Origin of the sequence: Pseudomonas sp. J452 (genome assembly GCF_024666525.1) — a bacterium.
In the GTDB taxonomy this organism is placed as follows: Bacteria; Pseudomonadota; Gammaproteobacteria; order Pseudomonadales; family Pseudomonadaceae; genus Aquipseudomonas.
Genome location: NZ_CP088294.1, coordinates 3629541 through 3656402, shown reverse-complemented (window position 1 = coordinate 3656402; position 26862 = coordinate 3629541). Strand labels below are relative to the sequence as shown.

Sequence of the window (26862 nt, the reverse complement as noted above, 5' to 3'; positions counted from 1 at the left end):
AGCGGCCGCGTTAAGCGCGACTCATCTTGTGTATACATACCAAGCGACAGTCTCTTGCAGGCCAGACAGCAGCCCTTGCTACGCCCGACTGCAGCGTTCGAAGAACACTTCGCGGGACTGGATCATCAGTGCCGCGCGCTTGTGGGGGAAATCGAACTCCTTGGCCTTGTGGTAACCCTGGGCCTGCATGTGGCCGATCATTTTGGCGTTGTCGGCCCGTGGCTCGGCGACAATGCGCTGGGTGCGCGGGTCATCGAGCAACAGGTAATGAGTCAGCGCATTCAGCCAGCTGGCCACCTTGTGCGGGCCGCGATGGCTCTCCTCGCCGACCAGCATGTGGATGCCACGGTCGTAGTCGTCCACGGCGTAGAACGGCGCGATGCGGTCTTCCTTGGCCCAGTAGGCTTCGTAATAGGCGAACGGCTGATCGTCGAAGCAGCCGATCAGGGGCAGCACGCGCGGGTCGTCGAGCAGTTCCTGCAGGTAGCGACGGTGCTTGTCCAAATCACCCTCCTCCTGCCAGAACGCTGCCACCCGGGCGCTGTTCTGCCAGCGATTGAAGCGCTCCAGGTCGCTGTCGATAGCCAGGGTGCGCAGGGAAATCCACGCACCCAGGTTGGCATCGAAGCGCCGATAGACTTCGCCCACCGGCTTGGGCCCACGGCGCGGATGACGCCGCCCGCTGGCGTGCATAACCATCTGCTGCGGGTAACCGGCATGGCTGGCGTTACGCAGGAACGGCCCCGGCAGTTGCCAGAACAGCGCGCGTTCGATGCGCAGCTGGTCACCCGCGGCGACCAGCAGGCCGCTGTTCAGCAGCGCCGGATCGACCTGCTCCAGCCGCAGCGCCAGGCTCTGGCGCTGCGGCTCATTGGCGAAGCACCAGTAGGCCAGCAGCCACAGCGTCTCGGCCTGTGCCTCGACGGCCAGTTCCAAGGGAACCAGCAACTCGCCCTGACGCCGCGCACGCAGCAGCGCACGCTCGTCTAGGTGCAGCGCCAGGCTGTCGCCATCGTCACGGGCGCTGAGCTGCCGGCCATCAGGCAGCGGCAGCCGGCTCAGCTGGTTAGAACTCATAGGTAGCACTGGCGATGATGTTGCGACGGTTGCCGTACCAGCAGTAGTAGTCACAGGCCGCGACGTACTCTTTGTCGGTCAGGTTGTTGGCGTTGAGCTGCAGGCGCACGTCCTGGATCTGGTAGCTGACCATGGCATCGAGCAGGGTGAAGGACGGCACTTCCAGGGTCTCGGTGTTGTCACCGTAGCTGGAGCTGGTGTGGCGCACGCCACCACCGAAAGCCAGACCATCGAGCGGGCCGCCAAGGACCTTGTAGTTGGCCCACAGCGAAGCCATTTCGTCGGCGATGTTGGCCGGGGCCTGGCCTTTCTCTGCCGGGTTTGTAGTCTTGGTGATTTCCGGGTCGAGCTTGGTATAGCTGGCGATCAGGCTGACGTTCTCGGTGACATTGGCCTGCGCCTCCAGTTCGATACCGCGACTGCGAACCTCGCCGAGCTGCACATAAGTACCGGCGTTGTATTTTTTGACGTTCTCTTGTGTCAGCTCGAATACAGCCGCAGTGAACATCGCGTCCAGACCCACTGGCTGGTACTTGATACCAATTTCCTTCTGATTGCCGGTCTCTGGCTCGAAGGGTTTGTTCGGCGTGACCGTGGTATTCAGGTCGGTTACCGGCAGGAAGAATTCCGAGTAGCTGGCATATGGAGTCACGCCATTGTCGAAGACGTAGGCGACACCACCGCTCCAGGTGAAGTCCTCGTCACGCACATTGTGGCCGGCACCAGTGGTCTGGTTATCGAAGTCAGTACGGGACTTGTCGAAACGGCCGCCAAGCAGGAACACCCAATTGTCGTATTTGAACTGTTCCTGGACGTAGTAGCCCATCTGGTCGGCGCGGGTGTCCTTGTCTTCCAGGGCGAAGTCACCGATAGGCGCGTCATTACCGACCGGGACACCAAAGATCGGCGTGTTGTTGCCGGGATTGAAAATGTCCAGCGGCGGGATCACGCCAAAGTTCGGATAGCCGTTGGGGCTGCGATCATTGATCTTCAGCTGCTGGTAGTCGAAACCAAGCAGCAAGGTGTTTTCCCAGCGATCACCGAACCAGTTGCCGAGCAGACGGTTGTCTACCGACAGGTTGTCGGCCTTGCCGTCGTTATAGGTCAGACCACGGTTGATCACACGGTCGCTGAGGTTGCCGTAGAAGAACAGCTGGCGCAGTTCCAGGTCCATGTGACCGTAGCGCAGGTTCTGCTGGAAGTCCCAGTTGTCGCTGAGGCGATGGTTGAGCTCATAGCCCAGGGTGTACTGGTCGCGTTCGAACGTCTCGTACTGGGGATTGCCAACGGCAGTATCGGTGTCGATATCGCCATTCGGGTTGTGGCTGATGGTGCCGCTGGATGGCAGGAACTGCAGCTGCGGATCGGAGCGATCCTTCTGCATGCTGGCCAGCAGGGTCAGCGAGGTGTCGTCGTTGAAGTTGATGGTCATCGACGGCGCCAGCAGGATGCGCGCGGCGTCCACGTCATCGACCTGGGTGCCGGTGTCGCGGCTCAGGGCGACCACGCGGTACAGCAGGTTGCCCTCTTCATCCAGCTTGCCGCCGACGTCGGCGTTGATCTGCTTGCGCTCGAAGCTGCCGTACTGCACGCCGACTTCGTTCTTACCTTCGGCGGTCGGGCGCTTGCTCTGCAGGTTGATCAGGCCGCCGGGCGGGGTCTGGCCGTAGAGCACGGATGAGGCGCCCTTGAGCACTTCGATGCGCTCGAGCATGTAGGGGTCGATCTGCCAGCTGTAGAAGGCGCTGGAGTAGATGCGCGAACCATCCATGAACAGGCCGTTGTTGGCCTGTTTGAAGCCACGGATGATGAACCAGTCCTGCTTGTTGTCTTCACCATAGAAGCCGGCTTGTACGCCTGCGGAGTACTGCAGGGCCTGGCTGATGGTCTGCACATTGCGATCGTCCATCTGCGCCTGGGTCACCACCGACACCGAACGCGGAGTTTCACTCAGGGGAGTGTTGATCTTGGTGGCGCTGCGGCTGTTCTTCGCCACGTAGCCCTGGTCTTCGCCAACCGGGCTGTCCAGCTCACCGCTGATGTTGGTCGCACCCAGCTCCAGCACTTGCTCTTCGGCGTGCGCGGCAAAGCAAACGGCGCTCAGCGCACAGGCCATGGCCAGTGGCAGACGTGCTTTGGCGAACGGCGCGCGGGCCAGGTGTTTCGACTGCTGTTCCATCAACTACTCCCCGTTAAATCAAATCAGAAGAATTCGCATTTAAACTATGTGTCTCTACTAGACGATCCAGCGCCGGCGAAATTTAGAAAAAACTGAAAATTTTGTTTATTCCGGCCGCAGCAGCGCTGCCAACTCCTGCAGTACCTGCGCATGACGGACGATGCCCTGGTGATCGGTGTCCACTAGGCGATGGGCCGCCGCCCTGCCCTGCACCTGCTCCAGTCCCGACTCCAACAACGCGGCGCGGCCAGCCGGCTGCGCCGCCCACCAGCAGTGCGGGCGCACCTTGACCTGGGGCAGCGCGTAACCGGTGCACAGGCGGCGCATATGCTGCTCCACCGCCCAGGCGAACAGCAGCTCCTCCAGACTCTGGCGGGTCATGGCGTCCAGCGGCTGGCCGGCGAACCAGGCGCCGCAGGCCTGCGGCCAGTCCAGCGGTTCCAGCTGCAGCAGGCGCTCGAACAGGCTGTCCCAGGCCTTGGCCGGCAATTCCGGAGCGAGCAGTTGCAGGTGCTCGCCGAGCTTGGCGCGGGCCTGCGGATGGCGTGCATCGTCACCGGCGATCTCGGTGCCCGGCACGTAGCAATCGAGCAGGCCGAGGAAGGCCACTTCATGACCACGGGCCTCCAGGCGTGCGGCCAGCTCCAGGGCCAGGCTGCCTCCCAGCGACCAGCCGACCAAACGGTACGGCCCCTGCGGTTGCTGCTTGAGCAGCGCGGCCAGGTAGGAATCGGCCATCTCGCCCAGCGAGGCATCGCGCCAGGCCGGATCGAGGAAGCTGCGGCACTGCAGGCCAAAAACATCACGCGCACCGTCCAGGCGTGCGGCCAGCGGCTGGTAGCCGGTGACCCGGCCGGTGACCGGGTGCGGGCAGAACACCGGCGCCGGTGCTGCAGCCTGGCGGGTCAGGCGCAGCAAGGGCGATGGCCCTTGCACGGCCTGGCCGCGAGCCAGCTCCAGCAGGCCGAGCAGCTCCTGGCGATAGGCTGCCGCAAGGTTTTCGATGGTCGCCGCGCTGTACTGGGTGACCGCGTATTCCCAGGACAACTGCAACTGGCCGTCGAACACCTGGCCATTCACCCCCAGGCGACTGGCCAGCGGGTTGTCCGCCGCCACCGCCACACCGCCACCGCCGGCCGGGCGGAACCAGTCCGCCGCCGCGCCGGCCTGGTATTGGCCCAGGTAGTTGAAGGTGACGTCGGCAGCCGGCAGTCCGGCCAGCGCCGCTTGCACCTCGGCCGAGCCCAGCCAGCGCAACACGCCATAGCCCTGGCCGCCATGCTCGATCTGCTCCAGCTGCTGCTGCACGCGCTGCAGCTGTTGCTGCGGATCGTCCAGTCGCGGCAGTTGCAGCGGATACAGACTGGTGAACCAGCCAACCGTGCGCGACAGGTCCAGCTCGGCGGCCAGCGCCTCGCGGCCATGGCCTTCGAGGTTGACCCGCAGGCCCGGCTGGCCGCTCCAGCGGCACAGGGCACGGGTTAGCGCGCTGAGCAGCAGCGCGTCGATGCGCACGCCCAGCTGCGCCGGCGCCTGCAGTAGGCGCTTGGTCTCGCTGGCATCCAGAGCCAGGCGTACTTCGCGCTTGTCGCCATGGCTCGCAGTGTCACCATCCAGCTCGCGCGGCAACGGCATGGCCGGGCCGCTCAGGCGGCTGCACCAGGCATCCAGCTCGCGCTGGGCGGACTCGCTGCCAGCCCAGCCCTGCAGCGCTTCGCTCCAGGCCTTGTAGGACTGGCTCTTGCTCTGCAGGCGCGGCGTCTGCCCGGCTTCCAGCTGGCGATAGGCGGCGAGAATGTCCTCCAGCAGGATGCGCCAGGACACACCGTCGACCACCAGGTGGTGCACGGCCAGCAGCAGCCGTTCCGGCTGGCCGGCCTGCTTGAGGTAGAGCGCGCGCAGCAGCGGGCCGTTGGCCAGATCGAGGCTCTGCTGGGCCTGCAGGTAAAGCTGCTCGGCTTCGGCATCGTTGCCAGCCTCGCGTAGCCATAGCAGTGGCTGATCGGTGTTCACTTCGGCGTAGTGCTGCTTCCAGGCACCCTGCTCTTGGTTGAAACGCAGACGCAGGCCGTCGTGGTAAGCGACCAGGGCCTGCAGCGCCTGTTCCAGCAACTGCGGATCGAGCGGGCGCAGCAGCTCCAGATTCAGCGCCTGGTTCCAGTGCGCGGGATTGGCCTGGCCCATGGCGAAGAAATGCGCCTGGATCGGCGCCAGCGGCAGCGGGCCTGTTACCGGCCCCTGCACTTCCTCCGCTCCTGCCAGGCGCGCGACCTTGGCCAGCTCAGCCAAGCGCGGGAACTGGAACAACTCGCGCGGCGCCAGTTGCAGTCCCTGTTGGCGCACGCGGCTGACCACCTGCAGGGCGACGATGGAGTCGCCGCCCAGTTCGAAGAAGTGATCCTGTCGCCCTACTCGCTCGACACCGAGTATTTCGGCCCAGATGGCGGCGAGGATACGTTCGTTGTCGGTTTGCGGCGCCTCGTAGCTCTGGCTCTGCCAGGTCGGCTCGGGCAGCGCGGCGCGATCCAGCTTGCCGGCCGGGGTCAGCGGCAGTTTTCCCAGCGCAATGATCTGCGCCGGGACCATATAGTCCGGCAGCACCTTGGCCAACTCGGCCTTAAGCTGCGCGGTATCAGTGTTTTCGCGGGCGACGACGTAGCCGACCAGCTGCTTGCCGGTCGGCATCTCGCGGGCGATCACCGCCACTTCCTGCACACCGTCGAGTGCCAGCAGCTGGCTCTCGATCTCGCCCAGTTCGATGCGGAAGCCGCGGATTTTTACCTGATGGTCGACCCGGCCCAGGTAATCCAGGGTACCGTCCTCGCGCCAGCGCACCAGGTCGCCGGTGCGGTACATACGCTCCCCTTCCCGGCCAAACGGATCGGGCAGGAAGCGCTCGGCGGTCAGCTCCGGACGCTGGAAGTAACCGCGAGCCAGACCGACTTCGCCGCCGATATACAGCTCGCCGGCTACACCGATGGGCAGCAGGTTCAGTTCGGTATCCAGCACATACAGGCTGCGCGGGCCGACCGGGTTGCCGATCGGCGCATAGGCCGCCTCGAAACTGTCACCGGGGAAGGCTTCCCAGATCAGCGGAGTCACCACCGTCTCGGTCGGGCCGTAGCCGTTGATGATGCGCTGCGGTTGCAGGACTTTCTGCAGGCGTTCGTAGGTCTCGCGGGTAAAGGCCTCGCCGCCCAGGGTCCAAGAACGTACTGGCAATTTCAGGCCTTGCGACTCGACCCAGTCCAGCAGTTGCTGGGCATAGCTCGGTGGCAGGCAGGAGATGGTCACGCCTTCATCGGCGATCACCTGGCAGGTTTTCTCGGCGCTCCACAGCTCCTGGTCACGAATCACCAGTCGGCTGCCGAAGGCCAGCGGCACGGTCCAGCGCTCCAGGGCGCCATCGAAACTGATCGAGGCGAAGTGCAGCTCGACATCGTCCGGGGTCATGCCGTAACGCTGACCGATGGTCTGCACATGCATGGTCAGGCCGAGATGATTCACTGCCACGCCCTTGGGCTGGCCGGTGGAACCGGAGGTGTAGATCAGGTAGGCCAGATTGAGCGGATGCAGCCGCACCGTAGGCGCAGAATCTTCGAAGGCGGACAGGTCGAGCTGATCCAGATACAGCGGCTCGACGCCCTCGCCCAGCGTCAGGCGCTCGGCCAGGTCGGACGAAGTGATAAGCCACTTCAGCCCCGAATCCTCGACCATATAGCTGAGGCGCTCGCGTGGATAGTCAGGGTCGAGGGGCACGAAGGCGCCGCCTGATTTCAGCACCGCGAGCATGGCTACGATCATGGCGTTACCGCGCTCAAGGGATACGCCGACGCGCGACTCTGGGCTAACACCGAGAGAAACCAGCAGATGGGCCAGGCGATTGGCACGGGCCTCCAGCTCGGCAAAGGCAATGCGCTCACCGCCATGCACCAGGGCGATGGCCTGCGGACGCAGGCGCGCCTGTTCGGCGATCAGCTCGGGCAGCAGGCGCGCGGCATCGAAGTCCTGCCGTGGCGTGTTCCACTCGCGCAGTTGCACTTGGTCTTGGCCATCCAGCACCTCCAGCCGCACCAGCGGCTGATCCGGTGCAGCACTGACCCGCTCCAGCAGGCCCAGCAAATGTGCCGCCATCTTCTGCATCTGGATATCGTCCAGGCGCTCGCGGGCCCAAGTCAGGGTCAGGCGCAATTGGCCGCTGCTGTCTTCATGGCTATCAAGCGCCAGGTCGAACAGCGCGTGCGGCACGCCCTGTGCCAGTGGCTGCAGGCTCAGACCCGGCAGCTGCAAGGCGCCGAGGTCGCGTTTCTGGTGGTTGAATAGCACCTGGAACAGCGGCGTCTGGCCCAGGCTGCGCTGCGGCGCCAGGGCTTCCACCAGTTGGTCGAACGGCAGGTCTTGCTGATCCTGGGCATCCAGGGCGTGGCGGCGTACCTCGGCCAGCAACTGGCGGAAGCTCATGTCCGCACTGATCTCGGCGCGCAGCACCTGGGTGTTGACGAAGAAGCCCACTAGCGGCGCGGTCTCGGCGCGCTGGCGGTTGGCTACCGGCACGCCGACACGGATATCGCGCTGGTTGCTGTAGCGCGCCAGCAGCAACTGGAAGGACGCCAGCAGCAGCATGAACAGGGTCGCACCCTCGCCCTGGGCCAATTGGCGCAGCCGTTCGGCAAGGGCCGGCGGCACTTCGATGCTCTGGCGCTGGGCATGGCGTTGGCCGGAGGCGTCCAGTTTGTAGGGCAAGGCCAGCACCGGCTGCTCGTCGCCCAGTCGCTCGCGCCAGTAACCCAGCTGCCGCTCGCGTTCGCCGGCGGCCAGCCAGGCGCGTTGCCACTGGGCGTAGTCCGGGTATTGGATCGCCAGTTCATTGAGCTGCGGTTGCTGGCCCAGGCGCAGGGCGGCATAGGCGCGGCCCAGTTCCTCGGCGAACACACCGATGGACCAGCCATCGGAGACGATATGGTGGCAGACGATCTGCAGGCGCCACCGCTGCTCGGCCAGGCGCAGCAGCTGCACGCGCAGCAGCGGCCCTTCGATCAGGTCGAAGGCGCGCGCCGCGTGGGCATCGGCCAGGGCCTGCACCGCCTCCGGGCGACCCTGTACATCCTGCTCGTCGAGGGCCAGCGGCCCCGGTGCATCGATGCGCTGGCACAGCTGGCCATCGTGCTCGTAGAAACGCGTGCGCAGCGCCTCATGGCGCGCCACGATCAACTCCAGCGCGGCCAGCAGCGCACCGCGATCCAGCTCACCTTCCAGGCCAAACGCGCCGACCATATGGTAGGCGCTGCTGTCCGGCTCCATCTGCGCCACCAGCCACAGGCGCTGCTGGGCATGTGAGGCCGGCAGGTGCTCGCCACGCGGCGCCGGCACCAGCGGCAGACGGTCGAAGCGAATGCCCTTGGTCGCCAGCAGTTCGAGGAAGCGCTTCTGCTCGGCCGGGCCGAGAGCAAGAAAACGGCGCGCCAGGGCGGCCTTGTCGATGGGCGCGGTCACAGGGCCTCCAGTTCGTCGAGCAGCGCAGCCATGTCGCGCAGGTCTTGGTCTTCTTCCTCGGCGGCGGCCGGGGCCAGGCCGTCGAGGGATGCGGCCAGGGCGGCCAGGTCTTGCGCCTCGAAGAAGGCGCGCAGCGGCAGCTCCAGGCCCAGGCGTTGACGTAGCAGCGCCACGGCCTGGGTAGCCAGCAGCGAGTGGCCGCCGAGCTCGAAGAAGTTGTCGTCGAGGCCGACCTGCTCCACCTCCAGCACTTCCTGCCAGATGCTCGCCAGGGTGATTTCCAGCTCGGACTGCGGCGCGCGGTAGCTGCGCGCCTGCCACATCGGCTCGGGCAACGCGCGGCGCTCCAGCTTGCCGTTGGGCGACAGCGGCATGCGTTCCAGGCGCATCAGGATCGACGGCACCATGTGCTCGGGCAGCTCGGCCTTCAGCGCGGTCTTGATCCCGGCCAGCCAGGCGGCCTCGTCGGCCGGCAGCGGATCGGCCACCAGATAGCCGACCAACTGCTTGCCGATCTGACTGTCGCGGGCCACCACCACCGCTTCGGCGACGCCCGGCTGCGCACTGAGCTGGGCCTCGATCTCGCCCAGTTCGACGCGGAAGCCACGAATCTTCACCTGATGGTCGATACGCCCCAGGTAATCGATGGCGCCATCGGCGCGCCAGCGCACCAGGTCGCCGGTGCGGTACATGCGCGAACCGGCCGGGCCAAACGGATCGGGCAGGAAGCGCTCGGCGGTCAGCTCGGGCCGACGGTGGTAGCCGCGCGCCAGGCCGATGCCGGCGATATACAGCTCGCCGGGCACGCCCTGCGGCACCGGGTTGAGCTGGGCGTCGAGGATATGCAGGCGCAGGTTGGCGATCGGTCGGCCGATCGGCACGGCATGCCGGCCCTCCTCCACGCAGGTCCAGTGGCTGACGTCGATGGCCGCCTCGGTCGGTCCGTACAGGTTGTACAGGCCGGCACCCGGCAGGCGCTGGAAGGTGCGCACCTGCAGCTCGGCCGGCAGCGCCTCGCCGCTGCAGACGATGCGCGACAGGCTGGCGCACTGCTCCACGTCCGGGTGCAGGAGGAAGGCCTGCAGCATGGACGGCACGAAGTGCAGCGTGGTGACGCGGTGGCGCTGGATCAGCTCGACCAGCTTCTGCGGGTCGCGGTGATCGCCCGGCGCGGCCACGGCCAGGCAGGCGCCGGTGATCAGCGGCCAGAAGAACTCCCATACCGAGACGTCGAAGCTGAACGGCGTCTTCTGCAGCACCACATCACTAGCGCCTATCTGATAGGCCTCTTGCATCCAAAGAATGCGGTTGGCCAGAGCCAGGTGGCTGTTGCCGGCGCCCTTTGGCTTGCCGGTGGAGCCGGAGGTGTAGATGACATAGGCCAGATCGTCGGCCTGCAGCTCGACCTGCGGCGGTTCCGCGCTCTCGTCGCCGCAGTCCTCGCGATCCAAGCTCAGCACCTGCAGACCCTGCGGCAGTGGCAGGCGCTCGACCAGCAGACTGTGCGACAGCAGCAGCTCGACGCCAGAATCCTCCAGCAGATAGGCCAGGCGCTCCAGCGGGTACTCCGGGTCGAGCGGCACGTAAGCACCACCGGCGCGGACGATGGCATGCAGGCCGATCACCAGTTCCAGCGAGCGCTCCAGGCTGATGCCGACCAGGCTGCCACGCTGCACGCCGAGGCTGCGCAGACGGTTGGCCAGCTGGTTGATGCGTTGGTCGAGCTCGGCGTAGCTGAGTACCTGTTCGCCAAACACCAGGGCCGCTGCCTGCGGCGTGCGCACCGCCTGCTCGGCGATGCGCTGGCTGAGATTGACCAGCGGGCCGTAGTCCTTGGCGGTGTCGTTCCAGGCGGCGAGCTGGGTCTGTTCGTCTTCCTCCAGCAACGGCAGCAGGCCGATGGGCTGACTCGGGTCGGCGCAGATGCCTTCCAGCAGGCGCACGAAGTGCCGCGCCAGACGCGCGATAGTGCGCGCCTCGAACAGCTCGGCGGCGTAGCTGACGAAGCCGCTGAGGCTGCCATCGGCGCCCTCCTCGGTATCCAGCGCCAGGTCGAACTGCGCGCCGGCAGCGCCGGGGTCATGCGGTTGCACGCGCAGGCCCGGCAGGCTGCCGAGGGCGCTGAAGTCCACCTGCTGATGGTTGAACGCCACCTGGAACAGCGGGTGATGGCTAAGGCTGCGGCTTGGTTGCAGCGCTTCCACCAACTGGTCGAACGGCAGCTCCTGATTAGCCAGGGCGTCGCGACTGGCCGAGGCCAGTTCACCGAGAAGCTGGCGGAACGGCTTGAGCCCGCTCGGCTCGCCGCGCAGCACCAGGGTGTTGATGAAGCAACCGAGCACGCCGTCCATCTGCGCCAGGCTGCGGCCGGCCACCGGTACGCCGACGCGGATGTCCTCCTGGCAGCTGTAGCGGTGCAGCAGGCTCTGCCAGGCGCTCAACAGCAGGCTGAACAGGGTGCTGCCCTCGCGCTGGGTCAGGGCGCGCAGTTGTGCAGTAAGCAGCGGCGACAGCTCGAAGCGCCAGCGCATGCCCTGGCGCGCGCCATGGGCAGGGCGCGGGTGGTCGGTGGGCAGTTCCAGCAGCGGCTGGTGCTCGCCCAGGCGCGACTTCCAGTAATCCAGCTGGCGCGTGGCCTCGCTGGAGTTCAGCCAGTCGCGCTGCCACTGGGCATAGTCGGCGTATTGCAGTGGTAAGGCGGCGAACTGCGTGGTGCGGCCCTCGGCAAACGCCGCATAGGCAGCGGAGAACTCACCGATAAAACGCTGCATCGACCAGCCGTCCGAGACGATATGGTGCTGGATCAGCAGCAGGCGGTATTCCTGGTCGCCCAGGCGCAGCACGGCAACCCGCAGCAGCGGTTCGCTGGCCAGGTTGAACGGTCGCTTGAGCAGTTTCTGTGCGTAATTGCGGGCCTCGGCTTCGCGCTCGGTGGCGGCCAGCTCGCGCAGGTCGAGCCAGTCGATGCGCTGGCCCTGGGCCGGCAGGATGCGCTGGCGCGCCTCGCCGTTGACCTCGACGAAACGGGTGCGCAGCGCCTCGTGGCGCGCCTCCAGCTGGTCGAAGGCGGCCTGTAGCGCGTGACGATCCAGACGCCCCTGCAGGTCGAGGCCGGCGGGCATATGGTAGGCGCCGTTGCTCGGGTCGAGACGGTTGAGGAACCACAAACGCTGCTGGGCATGCGACAGCAGCAGATCGCCGCCACGCGGCAATGCGCGTAGCTTTGGCGCGTCGGCACTTTCACGCTGCAGGGCGCTGGCGCAATCGGCCAGGCGGCTCTGCTCGAACAGCGCCTTGAGCGGCAGCTGCAGGCCCTGTTGGCGAATGCGGCTGACCACCTTGAGCGCGACGATGGAGTCGCCACCCAGCTCGAAGAAGTGATCCTGGCGCCCTACCCGCTCGACACCCAGCACTTCGGCCCAGATGGCGGCGAGGATGCGTTCGTTGTCGGTCTGCGGTGCCTCGTAGGACTGGCTCTGCCAGGTCGGTTCGGGCAGCGCGGCGCGGTCCAGCTTGCCGGCCGGAGTCAGCGGCAGTTTTTCCAGGTCGATGATCTGCGCCGGGACCATATAGTCCGGCAGCACCTTGGCCAGCTCGGTGCGCAGGGCATTGGCGTCGCTGTTGTCGCGAGCCACCACATAACCCACCAGCTGCTTGCCGGTCGGTGTTTCACGGGCGATGACTGCCGCTTCCTGCACGCCATCCAGGGCCAGCAACTGGCTCTCGATCTCGCCCAACTCGATACGGAAACCGCGAATCTTCACCTGGTGGTCAACGCGGCCCAGGTAGTCCAGGGTGCCGTCCTCGCGCCAGCGCACCAGGTCGCCGGTGCGGTACATGCGCTCGCCAGCTTGGCCGAATGGATCAGGCAGGAAGCGTTCGGCAGTCAGCTCGGGGCGCTGGAAGTAGCCGCGGGCCAGGCCGACTTCGCCACCGATATACAGCTCGCCAGCCACGCCGATGGGCAGCAGGTTCAGCTCAGCATCCAGCACATACAGGCTGCGTGGGCCGACCGGGTTGCCGATGGGCGCATAGGCCGCCTCGAAACTGTCACCGGGGAAAGCTTCCCAGATCAGCGGCGTAACGACAGTTTCAGTCGGGCCGTAGCCGTTGATGATGCGCTGCGGCTGCAGGATTTTTTGCAGGCGCTCGTAGGTTTCGCGGGTAAAGGCTTCGCCACCCAGGGTCCACGACCTGACCGGCAACTTGAGGTTTTGCGACTCGACCCAGTCCAGCAGTTGCTGGGCATAGCTGGGCGGCAGGCAGGAGATGGTCACGCCTTCATCGGCGATCACCTGGCAGGTTTTCTCGGCGCTCCACAGTTCCTGGTCGCGAATCACCAGGCGGCTGCCAAAGGCCAACGGCACGGTCCAGCGCTCCAGGGCGCCGTCGAAACTGATCGAGGCGAAGTGCAGTTCCACATCGTCCGGGGTCATGCCGTAGCGCTGGCCGATGGTCTGCACATGCATGGTCAGGCCAAGGTGGTTGACCGCCACACCCTTGGGTTGGCCGGTGGAGCCGGAGGTGTAGATCAGGTAGGCCAGATTGAGCGGATGCTGCTGAACAGTCGGCGCCGATGCAGCGAAAGCGGACAGATCGAGCTGATCCAGATACAGCGGCTCGACGCCCTCGCCCAGCGGCAGGCGCTCGGCCAGATCGCTTGAGGTGATCAGCCACTTCAGCCCAGAGTCCTCGACCATGTAGCTCAGGCGCTCGCGCGGGTAATCCGGATCGAGCGGCACAAATGCGCCACCCGACTTCAGCACTGCCAGCATGGCTACGATCATCGCGTTGCCACGTTCAAGGGATACGCCGACGCGTGAATCTGGCTGTACGCCGTGAGCAACCAGCAGATTGGCCAGACGGTTGGCACGGGTTTCCAGCTCGGCGAAGGCAATCTGCTCGCTGCCATGCACCAGGGCGATGGCATCCGGACGCAGGCGCGCCTGCTCGGCGATCAGCTCGGGCAGCAAACGGCGGGCATCAAAGCCCTGCCGTGGTTTATTCCACTCGCCCAGCAGGAACTGCTCGGCCTCGCCAACCAGTGCCAGGCTGCCCAGCGGCTGGGCCGGGTCACCGCACACCAGTTGCAGGGCCTGGCGCAGCAGCGCCTCGACCTGGACGATGCCGGCGGCATCGAAGTGTGCGCGGTCGTAGGCCAGCAGCAGTTCCAGGCGGCTGCCCGGCAGCACGGCCAGGGTCATCGGGTAATGGGTGAACTCATAGCTTTGCGGCAGCCCTAAGCGAAGCTCGCCGCGCTCGGCCTGCTTGAGGGCGTCGCCCAGAGGGTAGTTCTCGAATACCAGCAGGCTGTCGAACAGTGCCTCGCCGGCACTGCCAACCCAACGCTGGATATCGTGCAGCGGGCTGTGTTCGTGCTCGCGCAGCTGCAGGTTCTGCACCTGCAGCGCGGCCAACCAGTCGCCCAATGTCTGCTCGGCCGGCAACTGCACGGCAACGGGAAGACTGTTGATAAACAAGCCGAGCATCTGCTCGCTGCCAGCCAGCTCGGTCGGGCGACCAGCCACGGTGGCGCCAAAGCACAGGCTGCGCTTGCCGGTCAGACGCGCCAGCAGCAAGGCCCAGGCGGCCTGCACCAGGGTGTTGAGGGTCAGGCCCTGACGCTGGGCGAAGCTGCGAATTTGTTGTTCGGTGGAGGCATCCAGCGGCAACGGATGGCGGGCATGGCCCTGCCCCGGTGCGCGGCACGGCAGGCAGCCGGCGATGCGGGTGGCGCCGTCCAGCGGGGCTAGCTGTTCACGCCAGAAGGCCTGTTCGGCAGCCGCATCCTGGCCATCGAGCCAGCCGATATAGTCGCGGAATTGGCTGCTCGGCGCCGGCAGGCGGTCGCCGTGATACAGGGTCAGCACTTCGGCAAACAACAGGCCGTTGCTCCAGCCATCCAGCAGCAGGTGGTGCAGGGTCCAGACCAGCACGAAGTCGCCCACGCCGCGCTGGATCAGTGCCAGGCGCAGCAGCGGCGCTTGTTGCAGATCGAAGCCGCGTTCGCGCTCGGCGCTGCAGAAGTCTTGCAGCGCGGCGTCGAAGTCGGGCTGCGCGCGCCAGTCGAGGCTCTGCCAGTCCAGCGCAACATCGGTCTGTACCAGTTGCAGAGGACGTTCGCCGAGCAGGAAGCGGCTGCGAAGCACGCCATGACGGGCTAGTACCTGGCGCCAAGCGTTTTCCAGACGCACAGGGTCGAGGCCGGTAAACGGCAGCAGCAGCTGGCTGACGTAGCTGCCGGCACCTTCCAGCTGGCTGTGGAACAGCAGCCCCTGCTGCAGCGGCGACAACGGATGGATGTCTTCCACGCCGACCAGCGCATCCAGCTCGACCTGGCTCAGGCCGACCAGCGGTACGTCGCTGGGGGTCAGGCTGCGGGGGGCCTTCTGGCAATGGGTGTGGATGGCGTGCAGCTCATCCTGCAGACGGCTCAGCAGGCCTTGCAGGGTCGTGCGGGCCAGCTGCTGCGGGTTGAAGTCCAGGTGCAGATGCAAGGCACCGCCGCGCTGCTCGGCGTTGATCACCAGCGGCGCATCCAGCGGCGCTTCGGCTTCGCGCCACAGGCCGCCTTCGACCAGGCGCAGGGCGCTGTCGCCCTCGTCGAACTGGCCCAGGTAGTTGAACAGCAGTTGCGGTGCGCGCTCGCTCAGTTGGCCACTCCGGGCCAGCAGGCCGAAACCCAGGCCCAGATCGGGCACGGCGCGCAGCTGCTCCTTGATCGATTTGAGGCTGACAGCCAGCTCGGCGTCGGGCTGCAGGCGCACGGGGTAGAGGCTGGTGAACCAGCCAACACTGCGCGACAGGTCGATATCGTCGAACAGCGGCGCACGGCCATGGCTTTCCAGGTGCACGGTCAGCGCCGGTTGCTCGCTCCAGGCACATAGCACACGGCTCAGCGCGGTCAGCAACAGCTCGTCGGCGCGCAGGCGGTAGGCTTGCTGGCCGGCGTGCAGCAGCTCGCGGGTGAAGCCGGCCTCCAGGCTCAGCTCCAGGCGCTCGCGGCTGCCTTCGCGGCCGGTTTCGCTGCTCAGCAGCGGCAGCTCACCACCAGCCGTTTGCTGGGCCTGCCAGTACGGCAGTTGCGCGTCCACGTTCCAGCCAGCCAGGCGCTCGCCCCAGCTCTTGAAGGCGCTGGTCTTGGCCGGCAGCTGTACCGGCAGGCCGCTGGCCAGCTGCAGGCAGGCGCGCTGCAAGTCTTCCAGCAGCACGCGCCAGGACACGCCGTCCACTACCAGGTGGTGGATGCTTAGCAGCAGCCGATCCGGCTGGTCCGGTAGGCTCAGGTAAAGGCCACGCAACAGCGGGCCGTTGGTCAGATCGAGACTGCGTTGCAGAGCGTCGTAATGAGCCTGAGCGGCTTCGCCGGCGGCCAGTTCGGCCACCTGCAGCAGAGCGGCGTCTTCGCTGGCGGCATGGACCTGCTGCCACTGGCCATCGGCCTGGCTGTAACGCAGGCGCAGGGCATCGTGATGTTTGCTCAGTGCTTGCAGGGCCTGCTCCAGCTGGGCGGCCGGCAACGGCTCGGCCAGCTCCAGCAGCAGGTACTGGTTGCACGGTGCCAGGCCTTCGCGCTCAAGCAATCGCGCCTGGATCGGCAGCAGCGGCGCGGCACCGGTTACCGGGCCTTGATCGGCCAGCGGTGCAGCGACGCTGCGGGCTACGCCGGCCAATTGCATAAGGGTCTGCTGCTGGAACAGGTCCTTTGGCGTCAGGCCCAGGCCCTGTTGGCGAGCACGACTGACTACTTGCAAGGCAACGATGGAGTCGCCACCCAGCTCGAAGAAATGGTCCTGGCGCCCTACCCGCTCGACACCCAGCACTTCGGCCCAGATGGCGGCGAGGATGCGTTCGTTATCGGTCTGCGGGGCTTCGTAGGACTGGCTGTGCCAGGTCGGCTCGGGCAGCGCGGCGCGGTCCAGCTTGCCGGCCGGGGTCAGCGGCAGTTTTTCCAACGCGATGATCTGCGCCGGGACCATATAGTCCGGCAATACTTTGGCCAGTTCGGCGCGCAGCACACTGCTGTCGGCGCCGCCTTTGGCAACGACATAACCCACCAACTGCTTGCCGGTCGGGGTCTCGCGGGCGATTACCGCCGCTTCCTGCACGCCATCCAGGGCCAGCAACTGGCTCTCGATCTCGCCCAGTTCGATACGGAAACCGCGAATCTTCACCTGATGGTCGACCCGGCCCAGGTAGTCCAGGGTGCCGTCTTCACGCCAGCGCACCAGGTCGCCGGTGCGGTACATACGCTCGCCGGCGGCACCGAACGGATCGGGCAGGAAACGTTCGGCAGTCAGCTCGGGGCGCTGGAAGTAGCCACGGGCCAGGCCGACTTCGCCACCGATATACAGCTCGCCAGCCACGCCGATGGGCAGCAGGTTCAGCTCAGCATCCAGCACATACAGGCTGCGTGGACCGACCGGGTTGCCGATAGGAGCGTAGGCGGCTTCGAAACTGTCGCCCGGATAGGCTTCCCAGATCAGCGGCGTGACGACTGTCTCGGTCGGGCCGTAGCCGTTGATGATGCGTTGCGGCTGCAGCACCTTTTGCAGGCGCTCGTAGGTCTCGCGGGTAAAGGCTTCGCCACCCAGGGTCCAGGAGCGCACCGGCAGTTTCAGGTCTTGCGACTCGACCCAGTCCAGCAGTTGCTGGGCATAGCTCGGTGGCAGGCAGGAGATGGTCACGCCTTCGGCGGCGATCACCTGGCAGGTCTTCTCCGCGCTCCACAGCTCCTGGTCGCGGATCACCAGGCGGCTGCCGAAGGCCAGCGGTACGGTCCAGCGCTCCAGGGCACCGTCGAAGCTGATCGAGGCGAAGTGCAGCTCGACATCGTCCGGGGTCATGCCATAGCGCTGGCCGATGGTCTGCACATGCATGCTCAGGCCGAGGTGGTTGACCGCCACGCCCTTGGGTTGGCCGGTGGAGCCGGAGGTGTAGATCAGGTAGGCCAGATTGAGCGGATGCAGCTGGACGACTGGAGCCGAGGCCGCAAAGGCAGACAGATCCAGTTGATCCAGATACAGCGGCTCAACGCCCTCGCCCAGCGGCAGGCGCTCGGCCAGATCGGAACTGGTGATCCGCCACTGCAACCCCGAGTCCTCGACCATATAGCTCAGGCGCTCGCGCGGATAATCCGGGTCGAGCGGGACAAAGGCGCCGCCGGATTTCAGTACCGCCAGCATGGCCACGATCATCGCGTTGCCGCGCTGCAGCGAGACGCCGACACGCGACTCAGGCTGCACACCGTGGGCTACCAGCAAATTGGCCAGGCGATTGGCGCGGGCCTCCAGCTCTGCGAAGGCAATTCGTTCACCGCCATGCACCAGGGCAACGGCATCGGGGCGCAGCCGCGCCTGCTCGGCGATCAGCTCGGGCAGCAGACGCGAAGCATCGAAGGGCTGACGCGGCGTGTTCCACTCGGTCAGCTGCGCCAGCTCCGGTGCGGTGACCAGCGCCACTTCACCCAGCGCTGCCTGCGGTGCACTGGCAAAACCGTCAAGCACTTCAAGGAAACCGGCGATCAGCCGTTCGATGCTGTTCTCGGCGAACAGGTCGGCGGCATAGGCGAAGTTGATCAGCAGCTCATCACCACGGTCGCGCACCGCATCCAGGGCCAGGTCGAAGGGAATCTGGCTGGACGGCAGCTCGGCCAGCTGGGTCTCGATACCGGGCAGCCAGTTGGCCGCCAGCGGATGTTGCCGACGGTAGTTGAAGGCCACCTGGAACAGCGGCTGCTGGCCCAGGCTACGGCTCGGCGCCAGCTCCTCGACCAGGCGCTCGAAGGGCATTGCCTGGTTGGCCTGGGCCTGTTTCAGACCTGCGCGGGCCTGGCTCAACCAATCCGCCACCGATTGCTCGGGACGTGGCTCGGCCTTGAGCACCAGGGTGTTGACGAAGAAACCGACCAGGCGCTCGAAACCCTTGGCACGACCGGCCACCGGTACGCCGATGCGCACCTCGCGCTGGCCGGACAGACGCGCCAGCTGCAGTTGCAGGGCCGCCAGCAGTACGGTGAACAGGGTCGCGCCATTGGCCTTGGCCAGGTCGCTGAGACGCGCCACCAGAGCCGGCTCCACCTGCAGCGGGCGATAGGCTGCACGGCGCGCGGCTTGGGCATTGTGCGGGTAGTCAGGTGTCAGGCTCAGCGGCGGTTGCTCGCCGCCCAGGCGCTCGCGCCAGAACGCCATCTGCTGGATACCAGCCTCACTGTCCAGCCACTCGCGCTGGCCAATGGCGTACTCGCTGTACTGCAGCGGCTGCGGAGTCATGAACGGCTGGCGGTTCTGTTGGCGAGCGCGGTAGAACTCGGCCATCTCCTCCACCAGCACGCGTACCGACCAGGCGTCGGAGATGATGTGGTGCATGCCCACGGCCAGGGCGTGGCTGTTCTCGCCCAGGCGGTACAGGGCGCAGCGCACCAGCGGGCCACGGGTGAGGTCGTAGTCGGCCTCGATGAAGTCGCGCGCCAGGGCCTCGACCTGCTCGGCGTTACCTTCGAGGTCGATGATTTCCAGCGGCATCGGGCCGGTCGGCAGCACGGCCTGCTGGGCCAGGCCGTCGTGCTCGCGGAACACGGTGCGCAGCGCGGCGTGGCGGGCATACACCTGATCCAGGCCGTGGCGCAGACTGTCCATGTCCAGCTCGCCGGCGAAGCGCAGCACACCGCCGATGTTGTAGGCCGTGCTACCGCTTTCCAGGCGGCTGAAGAACCACAGCCGTTGCTGGGCGAAGGACAGCGGCGCCCATTGCTGGGCGGCAACGGGCTGGCACTCGGTTTGCGCGTTCATCAACACTACCTCGCAGGCATTGGCCTAGGCGCTCAGGGGCGCACCGGCCGCCTCGCGCCGCAACAGGCGCAAGGCATGGAATTCGATCAGGGACAGCAACTCGTCTTCCTGGGGACGCAGGTAGGCGTGATCGCCCTCCAGCCACTCCAGGGTGAAAGCACTGCGGGTTTCACGCCGCCAGGCGCGCAGGTCTTCTTCGCTCAGGCTGTCGTGGCGCGCGCCCAGCACATGCAGGGCACAGGGCAGCGGCGCACGACGCTGGTAGCGATAACCTTCGGCCAGGGCGAAATCGCTGCGCAGCACCGGCAGCATCTCGCCGCGAAACAACGGGTCGGCCAGCAGTTCCCGCGGCAAACGGGCGAAGCCGGCCAGGCGCGACAACAGCTCGCCATCGCTACGCTGCGCCAGACGTGGTGCCTGGGCGCGCAGCGACGGCGCGCGCGAGGCGGAAGCGAACAGCGCCAGTGGCGCGTTCTGCCCGGCGCCGATCAGCGCATGGGCCAGCTCATAGGCGAGCAAGCCGCCGAGGCTGTGGCCCCACAGCAGATAAGGGCCGCTGCACTCGCGCCGCCAGGAGGCCATGAGGTCGGCGAGCATTGCCGGCAGGTCCTGGCACAGCGGTTCCTGCTGGCGCGCACCGCGGCCTGGTAGCTCCAGCGGACAGACATCCAGCCAGCGCGGCAGGCGCCGACGCCAGCGCGCATAGGCCATGGCGCTGGCACCGGCATGAGCCAGGCAGAACAGCTGCATCAGGCGTCCATCGCCTCACGCAGGCTGCGCGGGCGCATATCGGTCCAGACGCTGGCGATATGCGCCAGGCAGGTCGGCTTGTCGCCGCGCACGCCGATGTCCTGCCAGCCAGCCGGTACAGCCTTGTAGGCCGGCCAGATGGCGTATTGCTGTTCTTCATTGATCACCACCAGGAAGGTGGTTTGCGGATTGTCCAGGCTCATTCTCAGTACCTCGCAGATGCCGATCGAAACGGCTCGCTTTAAAGACGTATATCAGTGCGAATAGTTTTCATTTAAATGCAGAAAACGGACGAACGAAGCCCGCGCCCGCAGGCGCTGCGGGCTTCAGTTCACAGGGGGGCGCCGACTGCTTCGGGCTTGGCGCTGCCGCCGATTTCCAGCACCGCGTCGCGGGTGGCGCGTTCGCGGGCCTGGCCACTCAGCTCGTACAGGCGGCCGCCATCCATTTTCAGCAGGCGGTCGGCCTGGTCGAAATAGTGGTCGTCGTGGGTGATAGCGATGATGGTCTTGCCGGCAGCCTTGAGCTGCGGCAACAGCTCGCGGTAGAACAGGCGACGGAACAGCGGGTCCTGGTCGGCCGCCCATTCGTCGAGCACCAGGATGTCGCGCCCTTCCAGCATCGCCAGCATCAGCGCCAGGCGCTTGCGCTGGCCCTGGGAGAAGCGTGTATCGGCCAGACGGCCGCTGGCGAAACGCACCTTGTGCGCCAGGCGCAGGCGATCCAGCCATTGCCCGACCAGCGACTCCGGCACCTCGCCGCCCTGCGGACCGAGCAGACGGGCGAACAGATGGAAGTCGGTGAAGACGCTGCCGAACAGCTGGCGGTAGGCCGGCCATTGCTCGGCCGTCAGGGCTTGGCCATCGAGGCGTATTTCACCGGCTAGCGGGCGATGCAGGCCAGTGAGCAGGCGGGCGAAAGTGGACTTGCCACTGCCGTTGCCGCCGACCAGGAAGACCAATTCGCCACGGCGCAACTGCAGGTCGACCGGGCCTACATCGAAACCGGCATCGCCACCCTCCCCCGGATAACGGTATTCCAGGCCGCACAGCTGCAACTGTTGCCAGTCGCCCAGCGGGCTGATCGCCTCGGTGCTGTGCTCCGGGGCCAGTTCCAGCGCTTCCAGCTTGTCCAGCGAGATGCGTGCGGCGAGCAGCGCCGGCAGCGCGGCGACACTGGACACCAGTGGTGCACGCAGGAACAGCACGGTCAGGGCGAAGGTTGCGGCCACCGAGCTGGTCGCCCAGCCCAGGCCGCTGGCGCAGAAAAACACCAGGCCGATGCTGCCCAGCACCATGCAGTTGGCCCAGTTGCCGGCCAGGCCGTTGTAGATGTCGGCGCGGGTGACGTGGTCGCGGTAGGCGCGGGCATCGCGGTCGAATTCCTCGTCGAACAGCAGGCGCGCGCGGTCGCGGTTGAGTGCCAGCTCCTTGCGCCCGTCGATGATCGCCTGGTAGTCCTGGTACAGGTGGTCCTCGGCCTCGCGCAGCAGGCGGACATGGCGGTTGACCTTGCCCACCAGCAACCAGCCCACCACCAGGGTCAGGGTCAGCCAGGAAATGGTGATGCCGAACAGCGATGGCGACAGCCAGGCCAGGAAGGCGAAGGCGGCCAGGCTGAGGATCAGGCCGTAGACCAGTTCCGGCAGATGAACGAAAGCGATGGTGATGTTGCGGATGTCGCTGGCCAGGCTGGCCAGGATGCGCGCCCCGCCGATGCGTTCCAGGCGCTCGATATCGGTGTTCATCACCCGCCCGACCAGGCTGCGGCGCAGGCGGTAGACGAAGGCGTGACCCAGACGGTGTAGGGAGATCTGCCCGGCGGCGGCGCAGATCAGCAGCAGCACCAGCAGGCCTAGGAAGGTCGCCAGGGCACTGCCCAGATCGCTCTGCAAGCCGATCAAGCGCCAGTTGACGAAGGCGATCACGCCGATGCTGAGCAAGGCGCTGCACAGGCTCAGTACGATGATGCCGGCGAATGGCAGGCGGTTGTCACGGAACAGCAGGTTGAGCAGTTTCATTCAATCGATTCCAGAGTGCTCGACGGTGAGCGTCACGCCGCCTCGAAACCGAGGCGGCTGCGGCAATGGGTCAGGGCATCGCGCAGGAGGAAATGCACCAGGGTGGGCGAGGCATTCAGGTGGCTGGCCACTTCGCGCTGGCTGTAACCTTCCAGCTGGCTCATGGTGAACACGGTGCGGGTGCGCTCGGGTAGCTCGCCGATCGCCTGGTGCATGCGCTGCCATTCCAGCTCGCCAAAAGCGGCCTGTTCCGGGGTGGATTGCGGCGCTGGCAGCTCGTCCAGCGGCTCCTCGTCGAAGCGATAGCGGCCTTCCAGAGCCAGGCGACGCAGGCGGTCGATAGCCAGGTTACGCACCATGCGGAACAGGTAGCGGATAGGTTCCTGGATGGCATGCTGATCGCCACTTTCCCAGAGTTTGAGAAAGGCATCCTGGACCACGTCCTCGGCCCGCGCGCGGCAACCCAGTAGCGCCTGGGCGGCATCCACCAGACTGCGATGACTACCGTGATAGAGCTGCTCCAGCGGCTCAGACGAAGCACCCTCAAGTAGCGTTGTCGCTACTGAGCCCTGCTCCTGCAATGTGAATAACCTTCCCATAGCCTGTCCTCGGCTGCACGGTGATGCGCATCTTAATGATAATTCTTATCATTACAATACTGGCAATCAGCAATGCCGCTAAAAAACAGGGCCTATCAGCGAAATACGGGGGCTGAAACGCAGCGCCGCCCAGAACGGGCGGCGCGGAAGGTAGAACAAGGCGGAAGGATGCTTACGCAGTAACTGTCATCACCACCCGGCCATTGGCCGGACAGGTTTCCATGAACTGGCTGGCGGCAACGAAGTCCTTGGCGTCGAACACCTTGCTTATGTCCGGCTTGAGCAGGCGGTCCGCGGTCAGCTGGTTGATTTTGCTCAGCGCGCGCTGCACGGCCTCCTCGTTGCGTTCCAGACCCAGTTCCGGCTGGCCAGTGAAGTCCAGCACACAGTGCCGGTGGAACTGCAGGTGTTTCTTGAACGCCGCGCAGGCTGGGAATGCCGCATCGTTGCCGCCGTTGACGCCGCAGATGATCAGCTTGCCACGGGTCGCGGCGACGTCGCCGAGCAGTTTCATCTGCGGGCCGGCGCACTGGTCGATGACCACTTCGACGCCCTGGCCCTGCGTGTAGCGTTCGATTTCCAGGACCAGGTCCTGCTCTTCGGTGCAGATGATCTTGTCGGCGCCCAGCTCACGCAGGAAGTCGCGGCTAGCAGCCTCGCTGGTGGCTGCGATGACCTTGGCGCCCAGCGCCTTGGCCATCTGCACTGCCTGCGGCGCATTGCAATGCGCCGCTTCGGTGATCAGTACATGCTGACCAGGTTGCAGCTTGGCCAGCTCGACCAGGGCGAAATAGGCAGCCAGATAGCCGGTGTAATGCACGGCGGCCTCTTCGGGGCTCAGCACATCGGGGTAACGGGTCAGCGCCAGACGCGGCATCAGCACCAGGTCGCCCCAGGTCTGATACTGGTTGAGGCTGAAGGCCGGGAAACTGGCCACCGCCACACCGGGAGTGAGATCGTCGACACCTTCGCCGACGGCTTCGACCACGCCGGCCAATTCAGAGCCCACACCGGCCGGCAGACGCGCCTGTTCCGGGGCCAGGTTCTGCCGCCAGAGCACGTCGCGCCAGTTCACGCCCAAGGCCTGGGTACGAATCAGTACTTCGCCGGGGCCGGGTTTCGGGGTCGGCACGTCCTCCGCGCGTAATACGCTGGCATCGCCGAACTGGTGGAAACGGATCATGCGGGACATCACACACCTCGCCATAGACTCTCTATGGCCACGGACTCTATACGGGCTTTCCCGGCAAAACCACCCGCACAGATTGATAGTCACCATAAATGCGGATGATCCGGGGCTCATCCATACAGACCTGCTGCCGCGCAGCAGGTTGCATGCTTGACGGCAGCTTGCCATAGCCGCACCTTTCACACATCCCACATGGAAGACGGCCATGAACCGCAACGACTTGCGTCGTGTTGACCTCAATTTGCTGATCGTTTTTGAAACGCTGATGCACGAGCGCAGTGTCACCCGCGCGGCGGAGAAACTGTTTCTCGGCCAACCGGCAATCAGTGCCGCGTTGGCCCGCCTGCGCAGCCTGTTCGACGATCCGCTGTTCGTGCGCACCGGGCGCAGCATGGAACCGACCGCCCGCGCCGGCGAGATCTTCGCCCTGCTCTCTCCGGCCCTCGACTCCATTTCCACCGCCGTCAGCCGGGCGACCGACTTCGACCCGGCAACCAGCACGACCGTGTTTCGCATCGGCCTGTCCGACGATGTCGAGTTCGCCCTGCTGCCGCCCCTGCTGCGCCGTATTCGCGGCGAAGCGCCGGGGGTGGTGCTGGTGATTCGCCGCGCCAACTACCTGCTGATGCCCGGCATGCTGGCTTCCGGAGAAATTTCCGTAGGTGTCGGCTACACCGAAGAGCTGCCGGCCAACGCCAAGCGCAAGGTACTGCGCCGCAGTTCCGCCAAGCTGCTGCGCGCCGACAGCGTGCCGGGGCGCATGAGCCTGGACGACTACTGCGCTCGTCCGCATGCCCTGGTGTCGTTCGCTGGCGACCTCAGCGGCTTTATCGACGAGGCGCTGGAGAAACTCGGACGCAAGCGCAGCGTGGTGCTGGCCGTACCGCAGTTCAACGGCCTCGGCACCCTGCTTGCTGGTACCGATATCGTCGCCACCGTGCCCGACTACACCGCAGCCGCCCTCACCGCCGCCGGCGGCCTGCGCTCGGAAGACCTGCCCATCGAACCGCAGACCTTCGAGCTGCACATGGCCTGGCGCGGCGCCCAGGATAATGACCCGGCCGAGCGCTGGTTGCGTTCGCGGATCCAGATGTTCTGTGGTGACCCGGATAGCCTGGCCTGAGAACTCGCCTATCCCGCTCGTTAAGGAAAACGCCGCCTTCCACCTGGAAAGCGGCGTTTTTCCTGGTGGCAAATGCCGCGGCCAGGCCACGGGATAAGGCCTTCCTGGTAGCACGGACAGTCCCCTCTCCCACTTGTGGGAGAGGGTTAGGGAGAGGGGGCGGAGTCGCCTGCCCAACCCTCTCCCCCAGCCCCTCTCCCATGAATGGGAGAGGGGAGCAAAGCGCTTACTACACCTCTCTCGCGCCCCTTTGCGCACATAGCGGTTTATCGATACAAGTCCACTAATCATCATTCCTGCTGATACTTACCTTCGAATTGATCGATTCGTCGTGTGTAACTCAGCGTCGCAGACTCCGCCCATTCGTAAATCCAATCTGGCGGAGTTCTCACATGGACCGGTTCCCTACCCCCCTCTTGCGCTATCCCCTGGCACTCGCCGCCATCCTGGTGCTCAGCGCCTGCGGCAAGGCCCCGGAAAGCGCCGCCCAGCACCCGGCCGCCAAGGTCAGCGTGGCCGAAGTGATTGAGCAACCGATCAACGAATGGGACGAGTTTACCGGCCGCCTGGAAGCTCCGGAATCGGTGGAAGTGCGTCCGCGCGTGTCCGGCTACATCGACCGCGTGGCCTTCCGCGAAGGCAGCCTGGTGCAGAAAGGCGACCTGCTGTTCCAGATCGACCCGCGCCCGTTCGAGGCCGAGGTCAAGCGCCTGCAGGCGCAAGTGCAGCAGGCCCGCGCTAGCCAGACCCGCGCCGCCAATGAAGCCCGCCGCGGTGAACGCCTGCGCCAGAGCAACGCGATTTCCGCCGAACTGGCCGATGCCCGCGCCAGTGCCGCGACCGAGGCTCAGGCCGCGGTCGCCGCCGCTCAGGCCGAACTGGACAATGCCCAGCTCAACCTCAGCTTCACCCGCATCACCGCGCCCATCGACGGCCGCGTCAGCCGTGCCGAGATCACCGAAGGCAACCTGGTGGGCGCTGGCCAGTCGCTGCTGACCACCGTGGTGTCCACCGACAAGGTCTACGCCTATTTCGACGCCGACGAGCGCGTGTTCCTCAAGTACGTCGAGCTGGCCCGCCAGTCCGGCGGCCAGACCCGCGATGCCAGCCCGGTGTACCTCGGCCTGTCCAGCGAAGACGGCAACCCGCACCTCGGCCAGCTGGATTTTCTCGACAACCAGGTCAACCCGCAGACCGGCACCATCCGTGGCCGCGCCGTGTTCGACAACCGTGACGGCCGCTTCACCCCCGGCCTGTATGCACGGCTGAAACTGGTGGGCAGCGGCAAGTACGACGCCACGCTGATCCAGGACGCCGCGGTCGGCACCGACCTGGGCAAGAAGTTCGTCCTGGTGCTCGACAAGGACAACGCCGTGCAATACCGCGCCATCGAGCTGGGGCCGAAACTGGAAGGCCTGCGCATCGTGCGCAAGGGCCTGGCCAAGGGCGAGAAGATCGTGGTCAACGGTCTGCAGCGCGCCTTCCCCGGCTCGACGGTCGATCCGCAGGCCGTGCCGATGGCCAACGAGCAGACCCTCGCCGCCCTGGCCAGTCAACGCCAGGCCGTGGACGCCAGCACCACCCCGCGCGTGGCCGAGAAAACCGCCAAGCCCGCCACTGCGCCGCGCGGCTAACAGGTAGA

General features: G+C 66.0%; 11 protein-coding genes. 2 read left to right on the top strand and 9 right to left on the bottom strand.

Annotated features, from left to right (window positions below; all coding sequences use genetic code 11):
- Window positions 1-78: 78 nt before the first annotated feature.
- The 9 genes from LRS11_RS16500 to LRS11_RS16460 form a co-directional block, all read right to left on the bottom strand.
- Window positions 79-1077 (bottom strand): GNAT family N-acetyltransferase, encoded by a 999-nt coding sequence (locus tag LRS11_RS16500; RefSeq protein ID WP_260493992.1) that lies wholly within the window; start codon window positions 1075-1077, stop codon window positions 79-81.
- A complete protein-coding gene (locus LRS11_RS16495) occupies window positions 1067-3256 on the bottom strand; it encodes a TonB-dependent siderophore receptor (protein WP_260493991.1) in 2190 nt (729 codons plus the stop codon). The genes LRS11_RS16500 and LRS11_RS16495 overlap by 11 nt, the downstream gene beginning before the upstream one ends.
- A gap of 105 nt (window positions 3257-3361) precedes the next feature.
- The gene (locus tag LRS11_RS16490; protein WP_260493990.1) at window positions 3362-8749 is read right to left on the bottom strand and encodes an amino acid adenylation domain-containing protein; all 5388 of its coding nucleotides are present in this window, start codon (window positions 8747-8749) and stop codon (window positions 3362-3364) included.
- Window positions 8746-19539 (bottom strand): non-ribosomal peptide synthetase, encoded by a 10794-nt coding sequence (locus tag LRS11_RS16485; RefSeq protein ID WP_260493989.1) that lies wholly within the window; start codon window positions 19537-19539, stop codon window positions 8746-8748. Before LRS11_RS16485 ends, LRS11_RS16490 begins: the two co-directional genes overlap by 4 nt.
- Before the next feature lie 24 nt (window positions 19540-19563).
- The gene (locus LRS11_RS16480; protein ID WP_260493988.1) at window positions 19564-20289 is read right to left on the bottom strand and encodes a thioesterase II family protein; all 726 of its coding nucleotides are present in this window, start codon (window positions 20287-20289) and stop codon (window positions 19564-19566) included.
- Entirely contained in the window at window positions 20289-20492 is a 204-nt protein-coding gene (locus LRS11_RS16475) for an MbtH family protein (RefSeq protein ID WP_260493987.1), read from the bottom strand. The genes LRS11_RS16480 and LRS11_RS16475 overlap by 1 nt, the downstream gene beginning before the upstream one ends.
- Before the next feature lie 128 nt (window positions 20493-20620).
- Window positions 20621-22309, bottom strand: coding sequence for a multidrug ABC transporter permease/ATP-binding protein (locus tag LRS11_RS16470; protein ID WP_260493986.1), 1689 nt, complete (start codon window positions 22307-22309; stop codon window positions 20621-20623).
- A 32-nt stretch (window positions 22310-22341) separates the two neighbouring features.
- The gene (locus tag LRS11_RS16465) at window positions 22342-22908 is read right to left on the bottom strand and encodes a sigma-70 family RNA polymerase sigma factor (RefSeq protein WP_260493985.1); all 567 of its coding nucleotides are present in this window, start codon (window positions 22906-22908) and stop codon (window positions 22342-22344) included.
- Window positions 22909-23080: 172 nt separating this feature from the next.
- A complete protein-coding gene (locus LRS11_RS16460) occupies window positions 23081-24100 on the bottom strand; it encodes a zinc-dependent alcohol dehydrogenase family protein (RefSeq protein ID WP_260493984.1) in 1020 nt (339 codons plus the stop codon).
- Window positions 24101-24302: 202 nt separating this feature from the next.
- Here LRS11_RS16460 and LRS11_RS16455 point away from each other — a divergent pair, with 202 nt between their 5' ends.
- Entirely contained in the window at window positions 24303-25220 is a 918-nt protein-coding gene (locus LRS11_RS16455; protein WP_260493983.1) for a LysR family transcriptional regulator, read from the top strand.
- 392 nt (window positions 25221-25612) lie between these two features.
- A complete protein-coding gene (mexE, locus tag LRS11_RS16450) occupies window positions 25613-26854 on the top strand; it encodes a multidrug efflux RND transporter periplasmic adaptor subunit MexE (RefSeq protein ID WP_260493982.1) in 1242 nt (413 codons plus the stop codon).
- Window positions 26855-26862 lie beyond the last annotated feature (8 nt).